This is a genomic window from Halovivax limisalsi (genome assembly GCF_023093535.1).
GTDB lineage: Archaea > Halobacteriota > Halobacteria > Halobacteriales > Natrialbaceae > Halovivax > Halovivax limisalsi.
Map to the genome: position 1 here is coordinate 3235163 of NZ_CP095757.1, position 25946 is coordinate 3261108.

The window sequence follows — 25946 nt, forward strand, 5'->3', positions numbered from 1 at the left end:
CCGCTACTTTTTTGAGCCGTCCGCCCGTACAGACGGGTGGAGGTGAGCATCGACATGAAGAGAGTCATCCGAACCCTTCCTGGTTTCGCGCGACTGCGACGGTTCGTCGAGACGGTCACCCGCTGGGACCTGCTGCTGGCGATCATCCCGCTGGCGTTCGCCAGCGCGGCGACGGCCAGCAAGACGTTCGGCGTACCGCTCGAGTCGGCGATGCTCGCCGCTAGCGCGATCGGCCTGCTCACGCTTCTCGACGGTCTCTTCCTGCGCCCGCCGAACGGGCTACAGGGAGCGTGAGGTTGCTCTGAACATCGCTACCCAAGTCTGCAGTACGGATTTTCTCGGATCCGATCGGACGTTGCGAACCGGTCCGGAGAACATCCCAGCACAAAGGCCTTGTATACTGCGTCGTATACAACGAGTATGAGCAAGAGCATTCGAGTCGAGGAAGACACCCACGCTGCGCTCGCAGCGTTAAAGGGCGAAGACGAAACGTTCGATTCGCTTCTGACGAGATTACTGGAAGAGCGTCGCGAACGAGTACGAGAAGGTGCAGGCCTCTGGGAAGGGACCGATGCGGCCGAGAAAGCTCGCGAGGCTCGAAGTGAGATGAAGCAGGGCGTTGGGAATCGATGACGGTCTACGATAGTAGCGTTCTCATCGACTACCTCGATGGGTCCCCCGAGGCGCTTTCGTACGTCGAATCAAATTTAGACGACCGTGCAATCGGCCCGCCGCTGGTCGTATTCGAAGTGTACCAAGGTGAAGTATACCGGTCCGGACCGCCTGATTTCGATGCCGTCGATCGGGCACTGGAATGGGTAACTGTCGTGAACGCGTCGTCGGAACTCGCTCGAACGACGGCCGAACTGCAAACGGAACTCATGGAACTGGGACAACCGCTCGCAGCGCGTGATGCGCTTATCGCCGGGTTCGCACTGGTCAACGACGACCGACTCGTCGTCAGTGACGACGATTTCGACGTTTCGGGGATGACCGACCTACTCGACGTGGACTTTCTGTGAACGGCGGTGACGAGGCGTTCGACAGAGCTGCCGGAGAAACACAACTACTCGGACGAGAATCGCCTCAATTTCAACACGCTAAAGCGATCCTGGACTGATCCTCCCGTATGGAGTACCACGAGGCGGCCGATCGGCTCTACGATCTCGGCCGGTTCGGCATTCGCCCGGGGACGGCGTCGACGGCGGACTTGCTCGCCCACCTCGACGATCCCCACGAGTCGGTCGACGCGATCCAGATCGCGGGCTCGAACGGGAAGGGCTCGACGGCCCGAATGCTCGAGTCCGTCCTCCGGGAGGCGGGCTACACCGTCGGCCTCTACACCTCGCCCCATCTGGAGGACATGCGAGAGCGCGTCCGCGTCGACGGGCGCGAAATTCCGAAGGCCGCGGTGACCGAATTCGTCGAGACGTGCGGCGCGTACCTCACGGAACGGGGCGCGGACGGCGCCTCGCCAACGTTCTTCGAGACGACGACGGCGATGGCGCTGTGGCACTTCGCGCGCGAGGGCGTCGACTTCGCCGTGCTCGAGGTCGGCATCGGCGGCGAGAAGGACGCCACCAGCGTCGTCGACCCGGTCGCGGGCGCCGTGACGAGCGTCGCACTCGAACACACGGACGTCCTCGGCGATACGATCGAGGAGATCGCCCGCGACGTGGCCCACGTCGCCCCGTCGGTCGACGGAGCGGGGGAGGAACGGGACGCAGGGAACTCGAACGCGACCGACGGCAACGCCCTCGTGACGGCCGCCGACGGCGCGGCGCTCGCGGCGATCCGCGACGTCGCGGGCGAGGTGGTGACGGTCGGCGACGGCGTCGACCCGTCCGACGACGCCGACGCGCGGCCCGACGTCCACGTCACCTACGACGGGCGGGTTTCACACGTCGAGGCCGCGGTGACGATCGACCTGTCCGACCATCCGGTTCGGCCCCGGGCTGATCCCGTCGAGAGTCGGATGGCGGCGATCGGCGCCCACCAGGCCGAGAACGCGGGCGTAGCGGTCACGCTGGCGCGCCAGCTGGCAGCCGTCTCGGACGAGGAGATCCGCGGCGGCCTGCGCGGCGCGCACTGGCCCGGCCGCTTCGAGGTGATGGACGACGCGCCGCTGGTCGTCCTCGACGGCGCGCACAACCCCGCGGGGTGTGCGCGTTTGACGTCGACGCTCTCGACGTTCGACTACGACGACCTGCACCTCGTCGTCGGCGCGATGAGCGACAAGGACTACGCCGAGATGATCGCGTCGTTGCCGACGCCCGACGCCGCGATCGCCTGCCGACCGACCAACGAGCGGGCGGTCGATCCCGCGGTGCTGGCCAGGGTCTTCGAGCGCGAAGGCGTCGCCGACGTGCGGACGATCTCGGCCGTGCGCGACGCGTTCGAGGCGGCGCTCGCGGATGCAAAGGCTGGCGACGCGGTCGTCGTCGCCGGCTCGCTGTACGCCATCGCCGAGGCGCGCACGCACTACACGCTCACGGGCGCCCAGACCCGCGTTCGGGACCTCAGGGACGCGCGGCGGACCCTGGAACGTGCGAACGTGACCGAGAAGGGCGTCTGGCGGATGCGCGGAAAGGCCGTCCACCGGATGGTCCGCCTGCGAGTACAGGAGCGCCAGGCCGCCTACCTCAAACAGGAGCTGTTGAGCCTCGGCGGCGAGTGCGCCATCTCCGGCCTCCAGCGCGAGGAGCAACTCGTCGAGGCCGTCTGCACGGCCACGCTCTCGCAGTTCAAACGCCTCGTCGCGAAACTCGACGCCCAGCCGTACGGCCTCGCCGCCCTCGGCGAGGAGATTCGCCGGACGCTCGGGTTCGGTGACGGTGGACGGGACAGCGACGACGACAGCCAGGTCGGCGCCGGGAGATCCGGCGGCCCCGACCCGCACGGGATCGACGTCACCGGCACGTCCTACCCGTGGGGAGAGGCACCGGCCGTGATGGGTATCCTGAACGTCACGCCCGACAGCTTCCACGACGGCGGCGAGTACGACTCGGTCGACGACGCGGTGGCGCGCGCCGAGGCGATGGTCGCGGCGGGCGCGTCGATCGTCGACGTCGGCGGCGAGTCGACCCGGCCGGGCGCGGAGCCGGTGCCGATCGACGAGGAGATCGACCGCGTCGTCCCCGTCATCGAGCGTACCCGGGATCTCGACGCGGCCATCTCGATCGACACGCGCAAGGCCGCGGTCGCGGAAGCCGCGCTCGAGGCGGGCGCGGAGATCGTCAACGACGTCTCCGGGCTGGCCGACCCCGAGATGCGCTTCGTCGCCGCCGAGCACGACGCTTCACTCGTCGTGATGCACAGCCTCGACGCGCCCGTCGATCCGGACCGCGAGGCGACCTACGACGACGTCGTCGGGGACGTCCTCCGGGACCTCTCGGAGACGGTCTTGCTGGCCGAGCGAGCCGGTCTCGACCGCGAGCGGATCGTCGTCGACCCCGGCCTCGGCTTCGGGAAGTCGAAACCCGAGGAGTTCGAACTCCTCGATCGACTCGAGGAGTTCCGGGCGCTTGGCTGTCCGATCCTCGTCGGCCACTCCCAGAAGTCGATGTACGACTGGGTGGGCCGGGCGGCCGGCGAGCGCCTGGAGTCGACCGTCGCCGCGACGGCGCTCGCGATCGACCGCGGCGCCGACGTCGTCCGCGTCCACGACGTCCCCGAGAACGTCGCCGCCGTCGAGACGGCGCTGGCGACGCGGGATCCGATCGGCTACGCCGAGCGTCGGCGGGAGCGGGGTGACGGGGAATGACGACGAACGCGAACGACGGAAGCGATGAACGTGACGCACGCGGTGATCGCGACGACACCGACGCACGCGACGACACGATCGAACAGCGCCGGCAGGTTCGCGAGGGGTACGACGAACTGGCGACCGCCTACGCCGACGAGCGCGACCAGGATCCCGACGAGCTCGCGCTCGTCGAGGAGCTGTTCGACCGGATCGACGAGCAGGCCCCGCGCGTGCTCGACGCCGGCTGTGGCGACGGCCGTGCGGCGTCGCGACCGCTCGCCGAACTGGGCGCCGGCGTGGTCGGACTGGATGTCTCCCGGTCGCAACTCGAGCTGGCGAGCGAGACGTTCGACGAGGTCGGCGCGGAACGCGCGGATGGCAACGTGCCAGAGCGCGTCCAGGGCGACCTGACGGGCTTGCCGTTCGAGACGGACTCGTTCGACGGGATCTGCGCGCTGCACTCGATCATCCACGTCCCGACGGGCGAACACGAGGCCGTCCTGGCCGAGTTCGCCCGCGTGCTCGACGCGGGCGGCTGGCTCCTCCTGACGACCGGCACCGGCGCCTGGGAGGGCGAGAATCCGGACTGGCTCGACGGCGGCGCCGCGATGCGCTGGAGCTTCCACGACGCGGCGTGGACCCGCGAAACGCTCGAAGCGGTCGGCTTCACCGTCGCGGACGCCCGCACCATCGGCGACGAACTCGGCGGCGGGGAGTGGCGCTACCTGCTCGCGCGGCGGGAGTGAGCGCGGAATCGGATTCGGTAGGGTGACGAAGCCCTTCGACCCGGAATCAGAGTTGTATCGCTGACCAGGGTAGAACAGTTCGTCTTCAGGCCCGGAACCTTCCCGAAACCAGGGATTGTTTTCCGCGATAGTATCCAGTAACTATATGTAATGTCGCGATAATTGTCACGACGGAAGCCGCGTCCGAACGGGTACGAAATGCCCGGGGTGCAGGGACACCCAGGGCGTGGCTTCCAATTCCCCATGTGGGATTTTGGTCGCCATGATTGCAAACACGCTACCGAGACAAAAAGGTCTCGCCGGGTTGTGGTACCGACAGCGAAAGCTCTGCTCGTTTCTGGCTTCGAAATCTACGAGATGCGTCGTTTTTGTGGAGGGATCGCAGTGACGAGAGCACCAGTCGAGCCATCCGACGAGCGGACGTGCTACCGGTGCGATCGATCGCTCACCGACGGCCACTGGATTCGCCTCTCCGCGGAACACGGCGGGCGGTGCGCGAACGCGTTCGAGGACGTCTCGCGGCACCTCTGCGGGGACTGCGCGGCCGGCATCGGGATGCTAGAAATCTGCAGGAGCGTATTCGAAGGGGCTCGAACCGATAGCGGCGCAGCACGCGATCCGATCAAGTCGCGTCGGTAGGCTCGGCGTCCGTCGGCTCGGTTTCATCCGGCGGCGCCGGTTCGTACGGAACGAACCACTTCGTGAAACAGCCATCTGTCTGCCCGCGGCCAATTCGAAGGAGCGCGACATCGACGGCCGCCTTTCCGCCGACGCCGACGACGAAGACGGTCGCCTGCGTGAATAGCACGTTCCCGGTGAGCCGCGGAATCGTCGTAAGGAACGTTCCAACGATCAGTGCGACGAACCAGAACGCGCTCGCCCGTCCCGAAAACTCGGCGAGCATGGCCGCGGAGAACCGCTCGTACTGGCATCCGCCGAAGAATTCTCGGCTGATGACCGCGGCGTGTACGACGAACAGAACGATGGCCACGGAGAGGCCACCAGGGGAATACGCCATCCGAACCGCCGAAAACACCGCTCTGACCTCGGGTTGAGCAGGAAGACTGACCGCTGGGTTCGTGTATTCGAGAAACAGTCTCGACGTGAGGGACCAAAATCCGAGCGTCAGAACCAGATTGAGCGGGAGGAGCCGAAGATTTCGATACCGGATCGGCGGAAAGTGGTCGAAGATGCTGAGCGAGCCCTCACGCTTTGGAAACGGAATCATTCCAGCGTGCATTCGCCCCGCTTTATCTGCGACACGAGACGGCTGTTGGCCAAACACCAGCAGAACGTTATAGAACGCAATTATGAGTCCGATATCGATCCAGTAGACGAACATCGCCTCGTAAAACGTCCACTCGAGACCGACGAATCCCGCCAGCGGACACAGGTTCACCAGCACGATGACCAGTGTGGTCGACCGAAGCGACGTCTCGAAGCGCCTGGCCATTCGGCCGGCTATTTCTCACACCCTGGCATAAGATAAACTATCTTCGGCTAGCGCCTGATTAGCGCGGTGTCCCCGATGGGCGCAGGTGAGGCTGTGAATGTAGAAACCAGTCCGCAGAAGCTAGATACACGCAGTCGAATTCGCTCAGCCGATCAATCCACATTCCTCGCGCAGCCGATCGTACAGCCCTCGGTACTGCTCGCGCACCTCGCGGCGATCGAATTCGGCGAACCCGTCGTCGAAGTCCCGCCGCTCCAGGTCGCCCGCGCTGACGATGGCGTCGGTGAGTTCCGTCTCGCTGGTCGTCCGGAAGCCCCGCTCGCGGCCCTCGACGAGTTCGTGGCCGCTCGAGTCGACGTGGTACTCGACGACGCCGACGCAGCCGCAGGAAAGCGCCCAGGCGAGTTCCGTCGGGAAGAGGCAGTACTCGGCGGTCTGGGCGAAGACGTGGCCGGCGCGGTAGATGGCGATGCGCTCGTCGCGGTCGGCCGGGCCGACGAAGGTGACCCGATCCTCGATTCGGAGGTCGCTCACCATCTCCTCGTACATCTCGCGATGCGGGCCGTCGCCGACGACGGTGGCGGTCCAGTCGCGATCGCGCAGCTCCGCCAGCGCGAGGAGGACGCTCTCGAGGTTGGCGCCCTCGTCGAGCCGCCGGCTGTAGACGACGTCCGTCTCGGATGCGGGGTCGACCGATCGGATCCGATCGAGGTCGATCGGGTCGGGGATCACGGTGACGTCGTCGCCGTCGGCCCCGCGTTCGCGCGCCCAGGTGCGGACCAGTCGCGACGGCGTGACGACGGCGTCCGCTCGTCTGGCGGCCTTGCGGTAGTCCGCCGGGTCGCCGTGACCGTCCGAGCCCGGCCACTCGGCGACCAGCGGGATCCGCGAGAGGGTCGTCCCCCAGCCGGCCGCCGTCACCTGTTTGGGGCGGTGAGCGGCGGCGTGGACGACGTCCGGCCCCAGCCGGCGGAGCGCCACCGGCAGGCGCCACAGGAACGACCGGCCGGCGTCGCGGTCGGGAACGACGCCGTGGTAGGTGATCCCCGCCTCGGCGACGACGTCGCGCTCGTCCGGCCACCACCTCGCACACAGGACGTGGACGTCGAACCCGCCGTCGGCGAGTAACTCGAGGACCGACTGGAACCGGGTAGTCGCCGCCGTTCGCTCGTGGTGGACGGTCCTGAGCGAGACGGCTGCGACGCGCATTGTCGGCGGCCACGGAGCGACGGGGCATAAATTCACGGCATTCGTCGCGGCCGACAGGTCACCGCCGCGCCAGGTCGCACGCCCCCTACTCCTCGCGGATTTCGATCGTCGTCTCGTCCGTGAGGCCCCGGCGCGCCGGCGACTCGACGTTCACCGCGACGCCGAGTTCGTACGTCCCGACAGGGGCGGGTTCCCACTCCGACTCGCTCACTTGGAAGCGCCCGTCCCAGCCGCGTACGAAGCGTTTTCGCTCGCCGCGCCCGAGCGTGAACGCCCGCGGCTCGTCGGTTCGCTCCGCCCGGTCGTACCTCGCCGCACCCTCGTGGCCGTCGACGCGCCACGTCCACAGCACGGGAGAGACCGTCGGTATCGTCACGGGGAACGGCATCGAATTCCGCAGCGTGACGGCGAAAGGGAGGCGCTCGCCGACCGCGGCGTGGTCCCGTCCGGCCTCGACCCTAATCGAGATCGCCCGGTAGCGGAGCCGATCGGGGAGGAGCAGTCGACTCGCGCTCGCCGCGGGGATCGAGCGAAACGATTCCGGTTCGGCCTCGCGCCGGCCGGGGGTGAAGGGCGTCTCGTCGCGTTCGACCGCCGCCGACTCGTAGATCCGGCGCATCAGTCGGTCGCACCCCCGCCCGTCCCGGTCTCGCGGTCCGCGTCGACGCCACCGTCCGTCCCGGTCTCGCGGAACGCCTCGCCGTCGTAGCGGTCGTCGTAGAGCAGGCACGCGATCCGGTGGATCTCGCCCGTCGGATAGTGATCGGGCGGGTGGACCTCGCAGGGCGATTCGAAGGCGCCGTCGAGGTGCGCGGCCGCCGCGTCGAGCTCCCCGGCCGAAAGCAGGTCGATCGCCTCGCGAAGCGCGTCCTCGGCGTCCGGGTCCTCGAGACGGGCCGGTAGCGAGAACTCCTCGCGGACGAGTTCGTCGAGGCGGTCGCGCGAGATCGTCTCCGGATCGATGGGTTCGACCGCCTCTGCGGCCGGATCACCGGCGGTTGCGGCCGGCCCCTTCTGCCGGGCATCCTCCACGGCGGTCACCGCGTCGAGCCCCTCGGCGTCGCGCAATCGGAGTTTGAGGTTCATCACCTCGCGCCAGACCGGCTGTTCGAGGTCGTACTCGGCGGGCTGGATGACGCGCGGACACCGGGTGTGGAATCGGCATCCCGAGGGCGGGTCGATCGGCGAGGGGACGTCGCCAGGCAGGATGATCTGGTCGGCCTCCCAGCGCGGATCGGGTTCCGGGATCGCCGAGAGCAGCGCCTCGGTGTAGGGGTGGTACGGCGGGGCGAAGACCTCCGCGGTCGTGCCGATCTCGGCGATCTCGCCGAGGTACATCACGCCGATGCGGTCGGAGATGTGCTCGACGACGGAGAGGTCGTGGGCGATGAAGACGTACGAGAGGTCGAACTCGTCCTGGAGGTCCTCGAGCAGGTTGAGGATCTGGGCCTGGACGGAGACGTCGAGCGCGCTGACCGGTTCGTCGCAGACGATCACCTCCGGGTCGACGGCGAGCGCGCGGGCGATCCCGATGCGCTGGCGCTGCCCGCCGGAGAACTCGTGGGGGTAGCGGTCGGTGTGACTCGGGTTCAGCCCCACGATCTCGAGGAGTTCGTAGACCCGGTCGGTTCGAGCTCGCCCCTCGGCGATGTCGTGGATGTCGAGCGGTTCGCCGACGATGTCGCCGACGGTCAGGCGCGGATTCAGGCTCGAGAACGGGTCCTGGAAGATGTACTGGAGGTCCCGCCGGAGCTCGCGAATCCGCCCGTCCGAGGCGCTCGTCAGTTCCTCGCCGCGGTAGTAGACCTCGCCGGCGGTGGGTTCGACCAGTTGTAACAGCGCGCGGCCGAGGGTGGTCTTCCCGCAGCCGCTCTCGCCGACGATGCCGAGCGTCTCGCCGGCGTAGAGTTCGAGGTCGACGCCGTCGACCGCCTTCACCGTCCGCTCGCGGCCGAGCAGGCGGTCGACGAACCCGCTCGAGGCGTCGAAGTACTTCGTCAGCCCCTCGGCCGAGAGCAGCGGTTCCTCGCCCGTTCGATCGGCGATCCCGTCGGCGGCGGACCCGTCGAGCGTGTACTCGGCCGTCTCGTCGCCCGGCCCGGGGTCGGGCGCGTCTGCGCTACCCATTCCGCCCACCTCGCTCGCGTCGGGCGGCCTCGGCGCTACCCATTCTGCCCACCCCGATCCTGTCGGGCGTCGTCGATCGGCTCCGACTCGTCCGGGGGTCGCTCCTCGACGTGGACCTCGTAGTCGAGGCCCTCGGTCAGGTCGCCGGTGTACTCGAGGCAGGCCGCGGTGTGGCCGCGCGATGCGGGCGCCGCCTCGCCGGTCTCGACGTCGGCCAGCGGCGGCTCTTTCCGGGGACAGATCTCCTCGGCGTATGGACACCGGGGGTGGAAGCTACAGCCGGAGGGCAGTTCGACGAGGTCGGGCATCGTCCCCGGAATCGTCTGGAGGCGATCGCTCGTCTCGCCGACGCGCGGGATCGAACTCATCAGCCCGACGGTGTAGGGGTGTTTGGGATCGTAGTAGAGCTCGTCGACGGTCGCCTTCTCGACCGGCTTGCCCGCGTACATCACGAGCACGCGGTCGCAGACCTTCGCGATGACGCCCAGGTCGTGGGTGATCAGCTGGACGGCCGTATCGTACTCGTCGGCCAGTCCCTCGATCAGGTCGAGGATCTGGGCCTCGATCGTGACGTCGAGCGCGGTCGTCGGCTCGTCGCAGATGAGCAGGTCGGGATCGCACGAGAGCGCGATCGCGATGACCGCGCGCTGTTGCATCCCGCCGGAGAACTCGTGGGGGTAGTCGTCGTAGCGCGTCTCGGCCTCGGGGATGCCGACGTCGTCGAGCAGGCGGATCGCCCGGGCCCTGGCGGCCTCGCGGTCGTAGTCGAGGTGGTGGCGGATCGACTCGGCGATCTGCTCGCCGACGGTGTAGACCGGGTTGAGCGCCGTCTGGGCGTCCTGGAAGATCATGGCGATGCGATTCCCCCGGACGTCGCGCATCTCGCGCTCGCTCAACTCGAGCAGGTCCCGGCCGTCGAAGACGATCTCGCCGTCGACGATGCGGCCGGGGTCGTCGATCAGGCGGAGGAGCGAGAGGGCGGTGACGCTCTTGCCGGCGCCGCTCTCGCCGACGACGCCGAATTTCTCGCCGGCGTCGATCTCGAAGGAGAGGCCGTCGACGGCACTGACGACGCCCGCCGGGGTGTAGAACTCGACGGAGAGATCGCGCACCTCGAGCAGGGCCATCAGCCGCCACCTCCCTGGACGGCGACCCCGCCCTGCTGGGCGTCGAGCGCGTCGTTGATCCCGTCGCCGATGAGGTTCATCGCCATCACGAACAGGAAGATCGCGAGGCCGGGGAAGACCGTCGCCCACCAGGGGATCGACCCGGTCGGCCCGGCGATGAGCGTCTCCCGGGTCGCGTCGAGCATGGTGCCCCACTCGGGCGTGCCCGGGTCGAAACCGACGCCGAGGAAGCCCAGCGCCGCGACGCCGATGACGACCGTGCCGACGCTGAGCGAGGCCTGGACGACGACCGGGGCGAGGGCGTTTGGCACGACGTGTCTGAAGATGATCGACCGATCGCGCGCGCCCAGCGCCTTCGCCGCGAGGACGTACTCGTTCTGCTTGACCGAGAGGACCTCGCCGCGGATGATGCGGGCGTAGGAGGCCCAGCCCACGAGCGTGAACGCGGCGACGAGTTGCCAGTAGCCCCCGCCGAGCATGGCGACGATGATCAGCGCCAGCACCAGGCCGGGGAACGCGAAGATGAGGTCGACGAAGCGCATCAGCACCTCGTCGACCCACCCGCCGAAGTAGCCCGAGATGCTTCCGTAGACGATGCCGAAGCTGGCCGTCAGGAGGACGACGACGAAGCCGATCGAGATGCTGTACCGGCCGCCGTAGAGCACCCGCGTGAAGAGGTCCCGACCCGTCTCGTCGGTCCCGAACGGATGCTGCCACGAGGGCGGCGCGTAGATGCCCGCGTCCGAGCCGTAGAAGGCGACGATGTCCGAGGGGCTGTACGGCGCGATGGCGTAGGGCTGGACGGTCACGCCGGCGACCTCGATCGGGCGGGCGAAGATCGCCAGCAGCGACATGACGAGGACCACGAACAGGCCGAGCATGGCGCTGCGGTTGCGGACGAATCGGCGGAGCGCCCGTCGCCAGCGACCGAGCGTCTCCTCGCCGGCGTCCTCGCTCCAGTCCGAGAGCGGTTCGCGTTCGATCACGCGTTCCGGCTCGAATCCCTCGATTCGAATCCGGCCGCGTTCGTTCGGAACGTATCGTTCGGTAGCCATAGTGTGATCTCAGTACTCGTCTCTGATGCGCGGGTCGAGCAGCGCGTAGGCGATGTCGGCGAGCAGGTTCGCCAGGATGATCGCGACGCCGGTGAACAGGGTGATCGCCAGGATGAGGTCGATCTGGCGCGCCTGGATCGCGGTAATGAACTCCCGGCCCAGCCCAGGCCAGCTGAAGACCACCTCGACGACGACCGACCCGGAGATGATGCTCGCGGTGAGGAAGGCGGCGACCGTCGCGACCGAGATCAGCGAGTTGCGGAGGACGTGTTTGAGTACGACCGTCCGCTCGGGCAGCCCCTTCGCTCGCGCGGCCGTCACGTAGTCCCGGTTGAGCTGCTCGGTCATCGACGAGCGCATGATCCGCATCAGGATGGCCGACGAGGCGGTCCCGATGGTGAGCCCCGGCAGGATCAGGTACCACAGCATGTCCGGGTGGTACAGCGGCTCGCGCGGCGCCAGCACCGGCCAGTAGCCCAGGATGACGGCGAAGATCAGGATCAACAGGAGGCCGAGCCAGAAGTTCGGGATCGAGATGCCCGAGAGGGCGATGACCCGGCTCACGTCGTCGCCCAGCTGGTCCTTGTTGACCGCCGCGTAGATGCCGGTCGGAATGGCGATCACGATCGCGAACACCCAGCCGAAGAGCCCCAGGGCGATCGTCTCGGGCAGGCGCGCCCAGACGATGTCCGAAACTGGGCGGTTCGTTCCGATCACCTCCCCGAAGTCGCCCCGGACGACGCCCGCGAGCCAGTCGACGTACTGTACCCAGATGGGGCGATTCAAGCCGTACTGGCGGCGTATCTGGGTCTCCTGGGCGCTCGTGATGTCCGGGTTCAGCGCGACCATCTGACTCACCGGGTCGCCCGGCGTGAGGTGGACGAGCGCGAACGTCACCACCGAAACCCCGAGCAGCAGGGGGATCGTGACGACGATCCGCTTGGCGACGAAGCGTCTGAGACTCATGTCGATAGGGCGTGTGCGTCGGTCGGGGTCGGGACGGATCCGAATCGGTCGCAGGCGTCGGCGATCGGCGCTCGCGACCGCTCGGTCGTGTGGTCGGGGGTCGGTGCGGCGCGATCAGTTGCGGTCGATGTAGGTTATCTGCTGGTCCATCGGGTTCCAGAGGCCGTAACTCAGCAGCCCCGTGACGAACGGGTACATGTTGTAGCCGTAGAGCGCGGCGTCGTCGAGCGCGGCCGTCTGGAGTTCGAAGTCGACGATCGAGTTCGCGTTGATCTCGACGAAGCGCTGCCAGAGTTCGTCGTAGCGCTGGGCTCGCAGCTGGGGATCGTCGACGATTTCGATGCCGTACTGGGCGGCGTCCATCTGCTCGACGAAGTCCTCGGGCAGCGAGCCCGGCGGGATGTTCCCGTTACAGCACTCGAGGAACTGGTTCGGGTGGTGGATCGCCTCGACGAAGCTGTGCGGGTTGAACGTCCCCGAGAGGCCCACCATCGCGACGTTACCCTGCGTGTAGTACTCCGGATCGAACAGGATGCCGACGAACGTGGTGAGGTCGCCGGGCGTCTCCAGGGTGGCGTCGAAGAGGTTCGACGCGTTGAGCGACTCGACGATGAACTGGGCCTTCCGGACGCGGTCGTCGTTGTCCGAATTCGTCTGGAAGGTGACGGAGATCGGCGGCTCGACGCCGGCCTCCTGGAGGAGTTCCTGGGCCCGTTGCGGGTCGTACTCGTTGTACGGCCGGAGATTCTCGACGAGCTGATCGTAGTCGGTCGTCCCGACGTCAGCGGCGAGTTCCGGCAGCGGCGCCCAGGCTTCCTCGGCCCAGCCCTGTTCGATCGTCTCGACGATGTTCGTTCGCGGAATCAGGTGGTTGATGGCCCGCCTGACCCGCCTGTCGTCGAACGGTTCCACGGTGACCGGGAACTGGACGAACAGGTACGACCCGCCCGAGGTCGTCGGGACGCGAAAGCCGTCGGCCCGGTCGAAGCTGGTCTTCTGATCCGCGGTCAGGTTGTACGTCAGATCGAGTTCGCCGGTTTCGAGGGCCGCCGCCCGGGTCGAGTCCTCGGGGACGATCTCCATCTCGATCGCGTCGATGACGGGACTCGCCGGGAACGCGTCGGGGCCGTCCCACCACTCCTTCGAATCGAGGCCGAGTTGCTCCATCCAGTAGTTCTCGTTGCGCGAGACGGTGATGAAGTTCTGCTCCTCGTACTCCTCGAAGACCCACGGGCCCGTGCCGACGGGCGGGTTGCCCTCGATCGGATCCCAGTCGCCGAGCGGGATGTCGGTTTGCATCGAGGGGTACACCGGCCAGATGTTGTCGAGTTCCGCCTCCGCGTCGGGCACCTGCGCGTAGATGCTGACCGTGTAGTCGTCCTCCGCGACGGCGTGCAGGAACTGGTCGAAGACCTGCCCCGCGTTCGCGGACTGCTCCCAGCGCTCGTAGGACTGGACGACGTTCTCGGCGGTGAGTTCCTCGCCGTTGTGGAACTCGATCCCCACGTGGATCTGGTAGCGATACTGCATCCCGAAGGTGCCGTCCTCGACGGCGTCACCCGCCTCGTCCACCGTCAGCACCTGCGCCTCGTCGTCCTCGGCGAGGTCGATGTTCGGGTGGATCGCCACGACCTGCTCGTCGGCGACGGGCGCCCCGTCCTCGATCGGGACGGTGGTCATGTACTCCTCGTAGGCCGATCGATCAATGGCCTGCGTCTCGACGAGTTCGTACGACGAGGCCAGCCAGGGGTAGATCCGCCCGGCGGCGTCGGTCGCCACCAGGGACTCCCAGAACAGGTTGTGGACGATCGAGGCCGGCGCCTCGACGCTCTGAGGTTGATCGAACGTGTCCGGATCGAGTACGAGGCCGACCCGGAGCGTCCCGCCCTCGACGATGTCCGCCGGATCGACCTCGACGCGATCGCGGACCGGATCGAGGTCGCCGTCGTCCTGTGCCGAGAACCCCGGGACCCCCGCGAGCCCGGCCACGCTCGCCCCGCCGACCATTCCGAGTACCCGCCGCCGCGTCGACGACAGGAAGCCACCGTGTGACATACACCCACGATACAGGCCGACGGGTAGTGTAAATCTAATTAAATTTATCGTGAACGCGCGTTCCCATATTTTAACAGTCGCGATCGCCGGCACGGGTTGCCGGAACGGAGCGCCTACCCCGGCGTACGCCGGGCCGATATGACGTACGAAACCGATACAGCCAGGGTATGGGGCGCTTACAGCGGTAACCGGACGGTCCGGCCGCACGCACTCCATCGAGCGACCGACGGGCGCCCATCGCCGGGCGGGATGGACGTCGATCCGCCCGGCGCGCGGGCGTGAACCGTCCGCCACGAGCGGAGTTCGGCCACCGCTCGGCCGACCCGACGAACCCGCCGCCTCCGGAACACATAGGGCCGTTCGTCGCCAGGCAGGAGACGTGCCAGCCTACGACATCGAACGCTACCTCAACGTCCGATCGGCCGGGGGTGCATCGTTCGGCCCCGACGGCGAACGCCTCTCGTTCCTGCTGAACACCACGGGAACGAACCAGGTGTGGACGCTCGACGGCCCCGAGCGCTGGCCCGAGCAGCGGACCTTCTACGACGAGCGCGTCACCTTCGCCTCGTGGTCGCCCGAGCGCCCGGAATTCGTCTTCGGCATGGACGAGGGCGGCAACGAGCGCGCCCAGCTCTACCGCCTCGACGCGGAAACCGGCCGGATCGAGAATCTCACCGACCGCCCGGACGCCAAACACCGCTGGGGCGGCTGGAGCCACGACGGCGACTGCTTCGCCTTCGCTTCGAACCGCCGCGACGAGGCCGTCTTCGACGTCTACGTCCAGGGTCGCGACGAGACGGGCGACGCCGCGACGATGGTCTACGAAGGCGACGGCTGGCTCTCGCCCGCCGGCTGGAGCCCGGACGACTCGCGCCTGCTCGTCTCGGAGGCCCACGCGAGCTTCGACCAAGACCTCCACGTGCTCGATCTCGAGACGGGAGAGCTGGACCACCTCACGCCCCACGACGGCGACGTTCGCTACCAGAGCGCCAGCTGGGCCCCCGACGGCGACGGGCTCTACCTCGTCACCGACCAGGAGACCGACACCCTCTCGCTCGCGTACCTCGACCTCGACGAAGCGCGCGCCGCGGCCCGCGACGGCGCCGAGTCGACCCCGCTCACCGTCCTCGAGGACGGCGACGGCTGGAACGTCGACGGGATCGCGCTCGACGACGACTCCGGCCGGTTCGTCTACTCGCGCAACGTCGAGGGCTACACCGAACTGACGGTCGGCGAACTCGACGATACGGATCCAACCGCGTTCGAGACCTTTCCCGAGCCCGACCTTCCCGGGGGCGTCGCCGGCGGCGTCTCGTTCGATCCCGACGCCGAGCGCTTCGCCTGCACGGCGACGGGCGACACCACCAACGCGAACGTCTGGGTCGTCGACGTCGAGACCGGCGACGCCGAGCGCTGGACCGACGCCCCGACCGCGGGCATCCCCCGCGAGACGTTCGACGAATCGGAGCTGGTTCACGTCGAGAGCTTCGACGAACTCGCGGTGCCCGGCTTCCTCACGCTGCCGCAGGGTGCGAACGAAGACGCGAGGACGAGTGCCGAGGACGGCGCACCCGTCATCGTGGACATCCACGGCGGGCCCGAGAGCCAGCGCCGACCCTCCTTCTCCGGCGTCAAGCAGTACTTCCTCGATCGCGGCTACGCCTACTTCGAGCCCAACGTCCGCGGCTCCTCGGGCTACGGTACCGAGTACGCGAGCCTCGACGACGCGGAGAATCGCATGGACTCGGTCGCCGACGTCGCGGCCTGCGTCGAGTGGCTGTCCGACCAGGCGGCGGTCGACCCCGACCGCATCGCCTGCATGGGCGGCTCTTACGGCGGGTTCATGGTGCTCGCCGCGCTCACCGAGTACCCCCACCTGTGGGCCGCCGGCGTCGACGTCGTCGGCATCGCCAACTTCGTCACCTTCCTCGAGAACACGGGCGACTGGCGCCGCTCGCTGCGCGAGGCGGAGTACGGCTCGCTCGAGGACGATCGCGAGTTCCTCGAATCCATCTCGCCGATCAACCACGTCGACGAGATCGAGGCGCCGCTGTTCGTCCTCCACGGCGAGAACGACCCGCGCGTCCCCGTCGGCGAGGCCGAACAGATCGTCGAGGAAGCCCGCGAACGCGGCGTTCCCACCCGCAAGCTGATCTTCCCGGACGAGGGCCACGGCTTCAGCAAGCTCGAGAACCGCATCGAGGCCTACTCCCAGGTGTCGGACTTCCTCGGCGAACACGTGTAGGAGCCGCTGAAATGCAGCTACGTCGGAGCGAGATACCGCACGTCTCGGCTGCGACAGCTACCACACCGCGATCGTACATCAGTGCTCCTCCGCCCCGTCACCGGTTCCTTCCACCTCTTCGAGGTCGGGTAACTCCTCGTCCCAGCCCTGATTCCGATCGTAGTAGTCGTCAGCGAATTCGGTCGCGACCGTATCCAGTCCGATACTGCTCGCGGCGTTGGCGTCGTAACCGTCGGGGTCGATTGCCCAATACACGCCCTTGTGACGGACGAATCCGCGGGACTCGAGTCGAGCGAGCGTGGTGCCGACGCTACCGCGCGGAATGTCGAGTTCCTCGGCGAGTTCGGTCGTTCGGAACCCCGTCTCCGGGTTCGCAGCCAGAAACTCGAGGATTCGACGGCCGTTCGTCTCCTCTCGCGGCAGATCCGTCGGTTGATACTGCTCGAAGTCGACGGGCACGTGTAACTGTTTGTAAGAGAATGTAAAAGACGTTGTGGTCAGTGCGGTCATCAATTGCGACGCGGCCCCGGCTCGGTTCCAGCGGGCGGCCCTCGCTCGCGCACGTGTCGGCGCGGCTAAATGTAGGGGTTTTAAGCGGTGCGTGCGGTGTAGTTTCAGCCGAATGCCAGCTATCGAGACGACCGGACTCACCAAGCGCTTCGGCGAGGACGTCGTCGCCGTCGACGACCTCGACCTGACCGTCGAGGAGGGGGAGGTCTTCGGCTTCCTCGGCCCCAACGGCGCGGGCAAGTCGACGACGATCAACGTCCTCCTGGATTTCGTCCGCCCGACGGCGGGTAGCGCGCGAGTCCTCGGCCGCGACGCGCAGGACGAATCGGCCGCGATCCGGCGACGGATCGGCGTCCTCCCCGAGGGCGCGGAACTGTACGACCGGCTGACCGGCCGCGAGCACCTCGCCTGGATCGCCCGAACGAACGGGGTCGCCGAGACGGTCGACATCGACGCGACGCTCGATCGCGTCGGGCTCCCCCCGGACGAGGGCTCGCGGCCGGTCGGCGGCTACTCGAAGGGGATGGCCCAGCGGCTCGCGTTCGGGATGGCCATCCTCGGCGATCCGGAGCTGCTGATCCTCGATGAACCCTCCTCGGGACTGGACCCGACCGGCATGCAGGAGCTGCGGGCGATCATCCGCGAGGAGGCCGAGACGGGAACGACCGTCTTCTTCTCGAGTCACATCCTGGGCGAGGTCGAGGCCGTCTGCGACCGCCTCGGGATCATGAACGAGGGCCGACTCGTCGCGACCGGCACGCTCGACGCGCTCCGGGACGACCTCGATCTGGACGCGTCGGTCAGCCTCGAAGTCGACGCGGTCCCGGACGACCTCGATCTCGCGTCGGTCGACGGCGTCCGCGCGGTCGAGGCGGACGGGACGACCCTCACCGTTTCGGTCGACGACCCGACCCGGAAGATCGACGCGATCCGCCGCGTCGACGAGCGGGCCACCGTCCGCGACGTCCGCTCGACGGACACCTCGCTCGAACAGCTGTTCAACACCTACACCGGCAACGGCGCGGCGGAGCCGGATTCGTCGGCGGCCGATTCCGCCGGTAACGGCGCCGAGACGGCGGCAGAGGTGGGCCGATGAGCGTCGCCGACGTCGTCTCCAAGGACATCCTCGACGTCCGTCGTGCGAAGATCATCTGGGCCGTCGCCGGCCTCTACACGCTCGTCACGGCCGCCTTCGTCTACTGGGGGACGGAAGCCCAGCCGCCCGACGGCTGGTCGGGCGTCTACATGGCCCTGTGGAACTTCGCGTTCGTCGGCGCGCTGTTCGTCCCGGCGATCGCCCTCGTCGCCGCCTACCTCGCCGTCGCCGGAGAGCGCGAGTCGGGCAGCATCAAGTACCTCCTCTCGACGCCGATCCGCCGACGCGACGTCGTCCTCGGCAAGTACGTCTCCCGCGCGGCGGTCGTCGCCGTCTCACTGATCGTCGCGTTCGTCGTCGCCGCGGCCCTCGCACTCGTCTGGTTCGACGAGTTCCCGGCCGACGTCTTCGTCGGCCTGTCGCTGCTCACGATCGTCTTCGCGCTCGCCTACGTCGCGATCGCGATCACCGTCTCCGCGACGACGGCCAGCCGGTCCCGCGCGATGGGCGGCGCCCTCGCCGTCTACTTCGTGACGAACCTGCTGATCCTGTTCGGGCAGCTCTCAATCCTCGGCGCCCTGCAGTACGCGTTGAACGATCTCCTCGGGCTCGGCGTCGGCGACCAGCCGATCCAGTTCGTCGGATTGCTCATCAGTCCGACGCAAGCGTACCTCGCCTCGACCACGCTCGCGTTTCCGGACGACCTCGTCGCCGCCATGCCCAACGCCGGCGATCCCGCCGATCTGGTGTGGTACCTCCAGCCCGAGACCGCACTCGCGATCCTGCTCGCCTGGACCGTCGTCCCGCTCGCCCTCGGCGTCCGGCAGTTCGAACGTGCGGATCTGGGGTGAAGGTACGGCCACGTCTCGATCGAATCGCTATCCGATCACGCCGGTCTTCCTCGCGACCTCGCGGGCGGCGTCGGCGTCCATCCCGTCGCCGAGGATGGTGTAGCGATCGCGGATCTCGTGGCAGGTCGTCAGCGCCTCGATCACGATCTCGTCGTCGATGCCGAGCTCGGCGGCCGTCGTCGGCGCGTCGATGCTCTCCAGGGCGTTGCGAATGTCCAGCCAGAATCCCTTCTCGCCGCCGTGGAGGTAGGCGGTCATGATCGAGCCGACGCCGACCTGGTGGCCGTGGAGGGCCGCGCCGGGGGCCAGTCGGTCGAGCTGGTGGGAGAAGAGGTGCTCGGCGCCGCTGGCCGGTCGCGAGGAGTCGGCGATCGACATCGCGACGCCCGAGGAGACCAGCGCCTTCGTGACGATCCAGGCGGCCTCCTCGAGACCGGGGCGGACCGAGTCGGCGTTGTCGACGAGGATCTCGGCGGTCATCTCCGAGAGCGCGCCGGCGAAGCCGGAGTACTCGACGTTCTTCAGCCGGTGGGCCAGGCGCCAGTCCATCACCGCGGTGTAGTTCGAGATGATGTCCGCACAGCCGGCGGTGGTGAGCCGCCAGGGCGCCTCCGCCAGGATGCCCGTGTCCGCGACGACCGCCAGCGGCGGCTTGGCGGCGACGCTGTGGCGAGTGTCGCCCTCCGGCACAGATCCCCGGTTCGAGACGATCCCGTCGTGACTCGCGGCCGTCGGCACCGAGCAAAAGCCGATCGAGCAGTGATGACTCGCCATCTTCGCGATGTCGATGGCCTTCCCGCCGCCGACGCCGATCAGGTACGCGGCTTCCTCGGCCTCGACGGTCTCGATGACCCGCTCGACTTCGTCGAACGAGGCCGTCTCGACGGTCACCATCGCCGGGTCGATCCCGGCCGCCTCGAAGTCCGCGACGATCGGATCGGCCGCCACCTCGCGCGGCGTCGGACTGGTCACGATCAGGGGTCGGCCGTCGAGGTGCAGGTCCTCGACGACCGGGACGACCTCCTCGAGCACGCCGTGGCCCACCACGACGTTGCGCGGCAGGCGGATCCACGAGGACTTCTCGAACATACCGCCACAGAGTCACCGATGCATTAAACGTGTTTCCCGTGTCCGCGGACGCAGGCAGCTTCGCACCTCACTGGTCCGAGCGCCGATCCGGTCACTCGCCGGTCGAACCGACCGTCGGCACCTCGACCGGCGGCTCCCAGGCCAGGATCGCGAGCGATCCGACCACCAGGACGCCGCCGGCCAGCGACAGCGCGGCGGTCGGCGAGACGAGGTCGGAGAGCACGCCGCTGCCCAGCTGGAAGGGGATCACGGTGAGCGCGCTCACCATCGCCATCGCGCTCAGGACGGTCGCCCGGCCGAGCGTCTCGACCCGATCGTTGACGTACTGGCCGGCGAGGACGCGCGTCGGCTCGACGACACCCCAGCCGACGAAGAGCGCCACGAACGCGAGGGCCGGCACGGCGGCCATCCCCAGGAGCAACCCGCCGACGAGCAGGGGCGCGAGGACGAACCACCGGCCCAACCCGATCCGATCGCGGAGCAGGTCGATGCGATAGCTCACGGCCGCGGAGGCGAGGTTGATCGCCGCGTAGAACCCGCCGAGCAGCGTCTCGACGTTCTCGGGCGAGACGGCGAGTTCGAAGGCGCCACCTCCCGGGAACGGAACGACCAGGGTGACGTCGATCCCGAGTTCAGCCAGGGTCGCCTCGAAGACCGGCTGGAGGAAGATGAACACGAGGTAGGTGACCGCCGAGAAGAGCACGAAGTAGTACACGATGAACGACCGGAGGCGACGCTGCCCGAGGGCCTCGCGGGTGACCTCGATCGCCTCCCGCAGCCCCAGTTCGCTCGATCCGCTCTCCCGGTAGGTCTCCGGTTCGGACAGCGTGAGGATGACGAGCGCGCCGAGACCGGTGAACACGGCCGCGGCGAGGAACGGCAGCGCGAGGTCGATCCCGCCGAGGTAGCCGCCGACGAGCGAGGCGCCGACGCCGGCGGCGAGCGCGATCGACTGGCCGCGGCCCCGAATTCGGGTGAAGGCGTCCGTCTCGTCGGTGTCCGCGAGCGTCTCGTACACCCAGGCGTCCTCCGTCCCCGACCGGAAGTTGTAACCCAGCGACCAGCAGACGAACAGGATCGCGAACGCCACCGCGGAGCTCGCGAGCGCGAGGCCGACCAGCGTCGCGGCGATGAGGACCGTCCCGACCAGCAGGCTGTTGCGCCGCCCGATGCGGTCGCCGACGTAGCCCGTCGGGATCTCGCCGAGGACGGTCGTCAGGTTGTACAGCGCCTCGAAGAGCACGATGTGGGTGAACGACAGGCCCTGCGAGAGAACGTAGAGGTACATGATCGGCCGGTAGAACTCGACCGCCTCCGTCGCCTTGAACAGGTAGTACCGCGCGACGGCTCCCGCCTTCGCCATGCCCAGGCCCTTCGAGTGTGGTGGCCTAAAGGCATCGAACGCGGCAGGGGAAGGAGGTGGCAGAGCACCATCACGAACCCCGAATACCGTCGCGAAGTCGGTCAGTCCGACGTACCATCGCGAACCCGGCGCACTGCCTCGGGCCACGCACAAAGTCGTCCATCGACGGCCCAAGGGCCAAGCCGCTCCGCGTGGCAGCCAGTCACATGATGTTCGACGACAGAGCGGACGCCGGCCGAAGGCTCGCGGCGGAACTCGACCGTCGCGACGTCGAGGCCGACGTCGTCCTCGGTATTCCCCGCGGCGCGCTCCCCGTCGCACGGCCCGTCGCCGATCGGCTCGACGCGGACCTCGACGTCATCGTCGCCTCGAAACTCGGCGCCCCCGGCAATCCGGAACTCGCGATCGGCGCCGCCGGCAGCGACGGCGCCGTCTGGCGCAACGACGCGCTGATCGAGCAGCTCGACGTCTCCGAGGCGTACTTCGAGCGCGAACGCGAACGAGAGGCCGACGCCGCGCGAACGAAGCTCGAACGCTATCGCGGCACGACTGACCTGCCGGCTCTGGAGGGCAGACACGTCGTCGTGGTCGACGACGGCGTCGCGACCGGCGCGACGGCCAGGGCCTGTCTCCGGCAGGTTCGCGAGCGCGACCCCGCCTCGGTCACGCTCGCCGTTCCCGTCTCGTCGCCGCGGGCGGCCGACGAACTGGCCGACGAAGCCGACGCGGTCGTCGCGCTCGAGACGCCCCAGAGCTTCCGGGCCGTCGGGCAGTTCTACCGGCGGTTCCCCCAGGTCAGTGACGACGAAGCGATGGACTATCTCGAGTGAGTTGCCGGCGAAACGGGGCTCCCTCGAGCGAGTAGCCGACGGACGGTGACGTCGAGTGGGTAGCCGACAGAAAGGCGTGTGCCCCGCTCGACTCTCGCGAACGGGGACGGCATCGGCGCCGATCGGGGTCACGCTGCAGCCTCAGTCGTCGACGGCCTCCTCGTCGATGACGTCGATGGGGATCCCGGCTCCCGGTCCGGCCCCGCGCTTCGAATCGCCGAAGCCGGCGCTGAGGACGCGGGTGAGGGCCTCCTCGACGTCCTCGTCGAGTTCGTCGACGCGGTGGCTCTCGACCTCGACGACGAAGCCGGTCGTGATGTTCGGCGACGTCGGCAGGAAGAGGATCTCGCGGCCGTCATCGGCCGTCTTTCCGGTCCGAAAGGCCGTCATCCGCAAGCCCTCCCAGACCTCGAGTTTGACTGGCTCCTGCAAGCTCTCCTGTTCGCCGAACGCGGTCTCCGCGGCCATCTTCGAGGCGTTGTACACGACGCGGAGGCCCGGCAGGCGGTTCGCGAGGTTGTCGACGACGCGTTCGACGAGGCCGCCGACCGTCGTTCGCATCAGGTACCCGATCGCGAAGACGAGGATGACGAGCACCGACAGCGTCACGAGCACGCGGACGAGGTCGGCGAGCTGGCTCGCGGCGTCGGAGGTGCCGAGGATCCCCTCGAGAAGCTGATCGGAGACGATGAACGTGGGCGTGACCGAGGCGATAAAGCCGTAGAGCCAGAAGAGGACGAACAGACAGATCAGCACCGGCCCGAGAACGACGAGGCCGCTCGCAAAATCTCGCTTCCACGAGGTCATACCCGAGGGGACTCACCCGACGACTATGAGCGTGTCCATTTCGTGACAGGGAGACCCGAATCGCACACCGCGCCCAGGCGCGATCAGGGCTCGAAGGCGGTCCCGAGCGCGCAGCGCGGACGGTCCGATCAGTGACAGGGCGGCCCCGAACGTACGCAGCGCGCCAGGGTCACTCAGCGACCGAGCACGGCCCGAAGCGCGAACAGGAGGTTCTCCTTGCGTTCGCGAACCCGGCGGTAGAAGTACGAGAACCACTTGTCGCCGTAGGGGGCGTACTGCCAGACTTCGTAGCCCCGATCGACGAGGTCGTACTGGGCGTCCTCGCGAACGCCCATCAGCATCTGGATCTCGAAGTCGGTGCCGTACTCGTCGTGGAGGTCTGTCGCGTAGTCGATCATCGCGGGGTCGTGACTGCCGACGGCGATCCCGCCCTCGAAGTGTTCGAACGCGTAGGCGAGCAAGTCGCGATAGGCCTCGTCGACGCGCGATTTCTCCTTGTGGGCGATCGATTTCGGTTCGTCGTAGGCGCCCTTGACGAACCTGACCTTGCCGGGGACGTCCGCGAGGCGTTCGATATCCTCGCGGGTCCGTTCGAGATTCGCCTGGACGCAGACGCCGACGCCGCCGTCGTGCTTGCGCGCGAGATCCTCGTAGACGTCGAGCGTGACGTCGGTCGTCGTGTGGTCCTCCATGTCGATCCAGACGAAGACGTCGCGCGCGGCGGCGTGGTCGACGATGTCGGTGACGAGCTCCCGGAACGCGTCGCCGCCGAGGTCGAGCCCCAGTTGCGAGGGCTTGATCGAGATGCACGCCGAGAGCCCGGCTTCGTCGATCCGGTCGACGAGATCGCGGTAGGCGGCGGCGTCGGCTTCGGCCGGTTCGCGCTCGTCGTAGTGTTCGCCGAGGAGGTTCAGGATGACCGAGACGTTGCGCTGGTTGAGCTCGCGGGCGTGGTCGATCGCCGACTCCGGCGACTCGCCGGCGACGAACCGACTCGCGATCGGGGGTAACATACGGGAGACATTCGAGGCCGGCTATTTGTGCGTTGATACTCGGCGGTACGCGTGACGCCGAGACGGCATCGGCGGACCGATACGAGCCGGTTGCCGTCTCGTGTCGTCGGACTGGATCCGGTGAAACCCGACGTCGGACCGCCCTTGCGACGCTGGTCGAACGTGGCGTCAGGATCTCGCGATCGGTCCCGTCGCGAGTGAGTGCCGTTAAGAGGGGGCGGTCCGTGCGTCGCCGGTAATGGGAGTGCTCTCGACGATCGTCGTCGCGTTCTGGGTGATGCTGCCCGCGTACGTGCCGAACAATGCGGCCGTGCTGGCCGGCGGCGGGCGTCCGATCGACGGCGGTCGCACGTGGGGCGAGTCGAGGCTGCTCGGCGACGGCAAGACCTGGCGCGGGACGGCCGTCGGGACGGCGGTCGGGACCGGACTGGCGGTCGTGTTGAACGCGATCGCGGGCGACATCGGTTCGGTGCTGGGGACGACGCTGCCGACGTTTCCCCTCGCGGTCGCGCTCGCATTGCCGTTCGGCGCCATGTGCGGCGACATCGCAGCCTCGTTCCTGAAGCGCCGGACCGGGCGGCGGCGAGGCGCCCCGTTCCCCGTCGTCGACCAGCTCGACTTCGTCGTGCTCGCGCTCGCGTTCGCGTTCGTCGCCGCGCCCGGCTGGTTCCGCGAGACGTTCACGATCGAGGTGCTCGCAGCCGTCCTCGTCCTCACGCCGATCCTGCACGTCGGGACGAACGTCATCGCCTACTGGCTCGGGTTCAAAGACGAGCCGTGGTGACCAGGCCGGGCGTTCGGCCGTTCGATCAGTTCCACGGAGACCGTCTCAGGGAAGCTCCGACGGACTATCGTCCGGAGTCGGGCGAGTCGATCCGGAGCTGCCCGACGAACGATACCGTGTCGTCGACCGTTCGCTCGAACCAGGGATCGTCCTGAAAGAAGAAGTGATCGCCCGAGGGCGTCCGGAGTTCGACGTCCACGCCGGCGAGCCGGAGTGCGTCGCGATAGGCGCGCGTCTCGCGCAACGTGAGCCACTCGTCCTCGGTACCGTGATACAGGCGGGCCGGCGGGTGGTCCGGCGTCACTCGTTCGCGCGGCGAGGCCTCCCGGTATCGCTCCGCGATGGCCGACGGCGGACCGCCCATGAACTCCGCCGTCTCTCCATCCTCGCGCGCGCCGAGGAGATCGTACGGACCCGCGAAGCCGATGAGACCGTCGACCCCGCACCGCTCGTCACCGAACGCGTCGTCCGGCGGGGGAGTATCGTTCGGCGCGGCGGCGGTCAACGCGGCGAGGTGCGCGCCGGCGGAGTGACCACAGAGCACGACCCGTCTCGGTCGTCGGCCCGCGGGTGACGCCGCCCTGGTCCACCGGACGGCGCTTTTGACGTCTTTCAGGGCGGCCGGGTAGGTGGCGTCGCCGGCGAGCCGATAGTCGACCGTGACCGCGGGGATCCCCCGCGCAGCCAGCGCGCGAGCGCGCTCCGCGAAGAACGAGCGCTCGCCGCGGTTCCAGACACCGCCGTGGACCAACAGGATCGTCGTGTCGAGTCGCTCACTCGCCGGCGGCAGGTACGTAGTTGCGAACAGGTCGCGCTCCTCGGTACGCTTGAACCGGATTTCCCGGTCGACCGTGACGTCGCTCACGTGCCGATTC

25 protein-coding genes are annotated in these 25946 nt (G+C 68.1%); 11 read left to right on the forward strand and 14 right to left on the reverse strand.

Annotation, left to right across the window (positions count from 1 at the left end; all coding sequences use genetic code 11):
- The first annotated feature begins 54 nt into the window (after positions 1 to 54).
- The 6 genes from MXA07_RS15155 to MXA07_RS15180 all read left to right on the forward strand — a co-directional run bounded on the left by MXA07_RS15155 (position 55) and on the right by MXA07_RS15180 (position 5130).
- The gene (locus MXA07_RS15155; RefSeq protein ID WP_247729432.1) at positions 55 to 294 is read left to right on the forward strand and encodes a DUF8015 family protein; all 240 of its coding nucleotides are present in this window, start codon (positions 55 to 57) and stop codon (positions 292 to 294) included.
- Between the two features lie 126 nt (positions 295 to 420).
- Positions 421 to 633 carry an antitoxin VapB family protein gene (locus tag MXA07_RS15160; RefSeq protein ID WP_247729433.1) on the forward strand — a complete coding sequence of 71 codons (213 nt, stop codon included), beginning with the start codon at positions 421 to 423 and terminating at the stop codon, positions 631 to 633.
- Complete coding sequence (locus MXA07_RS15165; RefSeq protein WP_247729434.1) at positions 630 to 1022, forward strand: PIN domain-containing protein; 393 nt, start codon at positions 630 to 632, stop codon at positions 1020 to 1022. Before MXA07_RS15160 ends, MXA07_RS15165 begins: the two co-directional genes overlap by 4 nt.
- Before the next feature lie 107 nt (positions 1023 to 1129).
- Positions 1130 to 3763 (forward strand): dihydropteroate synthase, encoded by a 2634-nt coding sequence (folP, locus tag MXA07_RS15170; protein WP_247729435.1) that lies wholly within the window; start codon positions 1130 to 1132, stop codon positions 3761 to 3763.
- Entirely contained in the window at positions 3760 to 4491 is a 732-nt protein-coding gene (locus tag MXA07_RS15175; RefSeq protein ID WP_247729436.1) for a class I SAM-dependent methyltransferase, read from the forward strand. The genes folP and MXA07_RS15175 overlap by 4 nt, the downstream gene beginning before the upstream one ends.
- Before the next feature lie 384 nt (positions 4492 to 4875).
- The gene (locus MXA07_RS15180) at positions 4876 to 5130 is read left to right on the forward strand and encodes a hypothetical protein (protein ID WP_247729437.1); all 255 of its coding nucleotides are present in this window, start codon (positions 4876 to 4878) and stop codon (positions 5128 to 5130) included.
- On the opposite strand, the gene MXA07_RS15185 is transcribed toward MXA07_RS15180, so the two are convergent.
- The 8 genes from MXA07_RS15185 to MXA07_RS15220 all read right to left on the reverse strand — a co-directional run bounded on the left by MXA07_RS15185 (position 5114) and on the right by MXA07_RS15220 (position 14483).
- On the reverse strand, positions 5114 to 5944 hold the full coding sequence (locus MXA07_RS15185; RefSeq protein WP_247729438.1) for a DUF6498-containing protein: 831 nt from the start codon (positions 5942 to 5944) through the stop codon (positions 5114 to 5116). The genes MXA07_RS15180 and MXA07_RS15185 overlap by 17 nt on opposite strands.
- Before the next feature lie 144 nt (positions 5945 to 6088).
- Positions 6089 to 7153, reverse strand: coding sequence for a glycosyltransferase (locus tag MXA07_RS15190; protein ID WP_247729439.1), 1065 nt, complete (start codon positions 7151 to 7153; stop codon positions 6089 to 6091).
- An 85-nt stretch (positions 7154 to 7238) separates the two neighbouring features.
- On the reverse strand, positions 7239 to 7772 hold the full coding sequence (locus tag MXA07_RS15195; RefSeq protein WP_247729440.1) for a DUF7974 family protein: 534 nt from the start codon (positions 7770 to 7772) through the stop codon (positions 7239 to 7241).
- Complete coding sequence (locus MXA07_RS15200; protein WP_425492224.1) at positions 7772 to 9199, reverse strand: ABC transporter ATP-binding protein; 1428 nt, start codon at positions 9197 to 9199, stop codon at positions 7772 to 7774. Before MXA07_RS15200 ends, MXA07_RS15195 begins: the two co-directional genes overlap by 1 nt.
- A gap of 116 nt (positions 9200 to 9315) precedes the next feature.
- Positions 9316 to 10407 (reverse strand): ABC transporter ATP-binding protein, encoded by a 1092-nt coding sequence (locus MXA07_RS15205; RefSeq protein WP_247729442.1) that lies wholly within the window; start codon positions 10405 to 10407, stop codon positions 9316 to 9318.
- Positions 10407 to 11462 carry an ABC transporter permease gene (locus MXA07_RS15210; RefSeq protein WP_247729443.1) on the reverse strand — a complete coding sequence of 352 codons (1056 nt, stop codon included), beginning with the start codon at positions 11460 to 11462 and terminating at the stop codon, positions 10407 to 10409. Before MXA07_RS15210 ends, MXA07_RS15205 begins: the two co-directional genes overlap by 1 nt.
- Before the next feature lie 9 nt (positions 11463 to 11471).
- Complete coding sequence (locus MXA07_RS15215) at positions 11472 to 12428, reverse strand: ABC transporter permease (protein ID WP_247729444.1); 957 nt, start codon at positions 12426 to 12428, stop codon at positions 11472 to 11474.
- Between the two features lie 114 nt (positions 12429 to 12542).
- Positions 12543 to 14483 carry an ABC transporter substrate-binding protein gene (locus tag MXA07_RS15220; protein ID WP_247729445.1) on the reverse strand — a complete coding sequence of 647 codons (1941 nt, stop codon included), beginning with the start codon at positions 14481 to 14483 and terminating at the stop codon, positions 12543 to 12545.
- Positions 14484 to 14862: 379 nt separating this feature from the next.
- On the opposite strand from MXA07_RS15220, the gene MXA07_RS15225 reads away from it, so the two are divergent.
- Positions 14863 to 16728 (forward strand): S9 family peptidase, encoded by a 1866-nt coding sequence (locus MXA07_RS15225; RefSeq protein ID WP_247729446.1) that lies wholly within the window; start codon positions 14863 to 14865, stop codon positions 16726 to 16728.
- A 78-nt stretch (positions 16729 to 16806) separates the two neighbouring features.
- On the opposite strand, the gene MXA07_RS15230 is transcribed toward MXA07_RS15225, so the two are convergent.
- A complete protein-coding gene (locus MXA07_RS15230; RefSeq protein WP_247729447.1) occupies positions 16807 to 17187 on the reverse strand; it encodes a MarR family transcriptional regulator in 381 nt (126 codons plus the stop codon).
- 163 nt (positions 17188 to 17350) lie between these two features.
- Between MXA07_RS15230 and MXA07_RS15235 the strand changes: the two genes are divergently transcribed.
- The gene (locus MXA07_RS15235) at positions 17351 to 18334 is read left to right on the forward strand and encodes an ABC transporter ATP-binding protein (protein ID WP_247729448.1); all 984 of its coding nucleotides are present in this window, start codon (positions 17351 to 17353) and stop codon (positions 18332 to 18334) included.
- A complete protein-coding gene (locus MXA07_RS15240; protein ID WP_247729449.1) occupies positions 18331 to 19185 on the forward strand; it encodes an ABC transporter permease in 855 nt (284 codons plus the stop codon). The genes MXA07_RS15235 and MXA07_RS15240 overlap by 4 nt, the downstream gene beginning before the upstream one ends.
- A 27-nt stretch (positions 19186 to 19212) precedes the next feature.
- On the opposite strand, the gene MXA07_RS15245 is transcribed toward MXA07_RS15240, so the two are convergent.
- Entirely contained in the window at positions 19213 to 20274 is a 1062-nt protein-coding gene (locus MXA07_RS15245) for an NAD(P)-dependent glycerol-1-phosphate dehydrogenase (RefSeq protein WP_247729450.1), read from the reverse strand.
- Positions 20275 to 20365: 91 nt separating this feature from the next.
- On the reverse strand, positions 20366 to 21637 hold the full coding sequence (locus MXA07_RS15250) for an MFS transporter (protein WP_247729451.1): 1272 nt from the start codon (positions 21635 to 21637) through the stop codon (positions 20366 to 20368).
- Between the two features lie 209 nt (positions 21638 to 21846).
- On the opposite strand from MXA07_RS15250, the gene MXA07_RS15255 reads away from it, so the two are divergent.
- Positions 21847 to 22467: a phosphoribosyltransferase gene (locus MXA07_RS15255; protein ID WP_247731767.1), complete on the forward strand. Its 621-nt coding sequence runs from the start codon at positions 21847 to 21849 to the stop codon at positions 22465 to 22467.
- A gap of 141 nt (positions 22468 to 22608) precedes the next feature.
- Here MXA07_RS15255 and MXA07_RS15260 read toward each other — a convergent pair whose 3' ends face one another.
- A complete protein-coding gene (locus tag MXA07_RS15260; RefSeq protein WP_247729452.1) occupies positions 22609 to 23274 on the reverse strand; it encodes a DUF502 domain-containing protein in 666 nt (221 codons plus the stop codon).
- A gap of 173 nt (positions 23275 to 23447) precedes the next feature.
- A complete protein-coding gene (locus MXA07_RS15265; RefSeq protein ID WP_247729453.1) occupies positions 23448 to 24287 on the reverse strand; it encodes a proline dehydrogenase family protein in 840 nt (279 codons plus the stop codon).
- 238 nt (positions 24288 to 24525) lie between these two features.
- Here MXA07_RS15265 and MXA07_RS15270 point away from each other — a divergent pair, with 238 nt between their 5' ends.
- Positions 24526 to 25071 (forward strand): CDP-2,3-bis-(O-geranylgeranyl)-sn-glycerol synthase, encoded by a 546-nt coding sequence (locus tag MXA07_RS15270; RefSeq protein WP_247729454.1) that lies wholly within the window; start codon positions 24526 to 24528, stop codon positions 25069 to 25071.
- Positions 25072 to 25135: 64 nt separating this feature from the next.
- On the opposite strand, the gene MXA07_RS15275 is transcribed toward MXA07_RS15270, so the two are convergent.
- Positions 25136 to 25936 carry an alpha/beta hydrolase gene (locus tag MXA07_RS15275; protein WP_247729455.1) on the reverse strand — a complete coding sequence of 267 codons (801 nt, stop codon included), beginning with the start codon at positions 25934 to 25936 and terminating at the stop codon, positions 25136 to 25138.
- Positions 25937 to 25946: the final 10 nt, after the last annotated feature.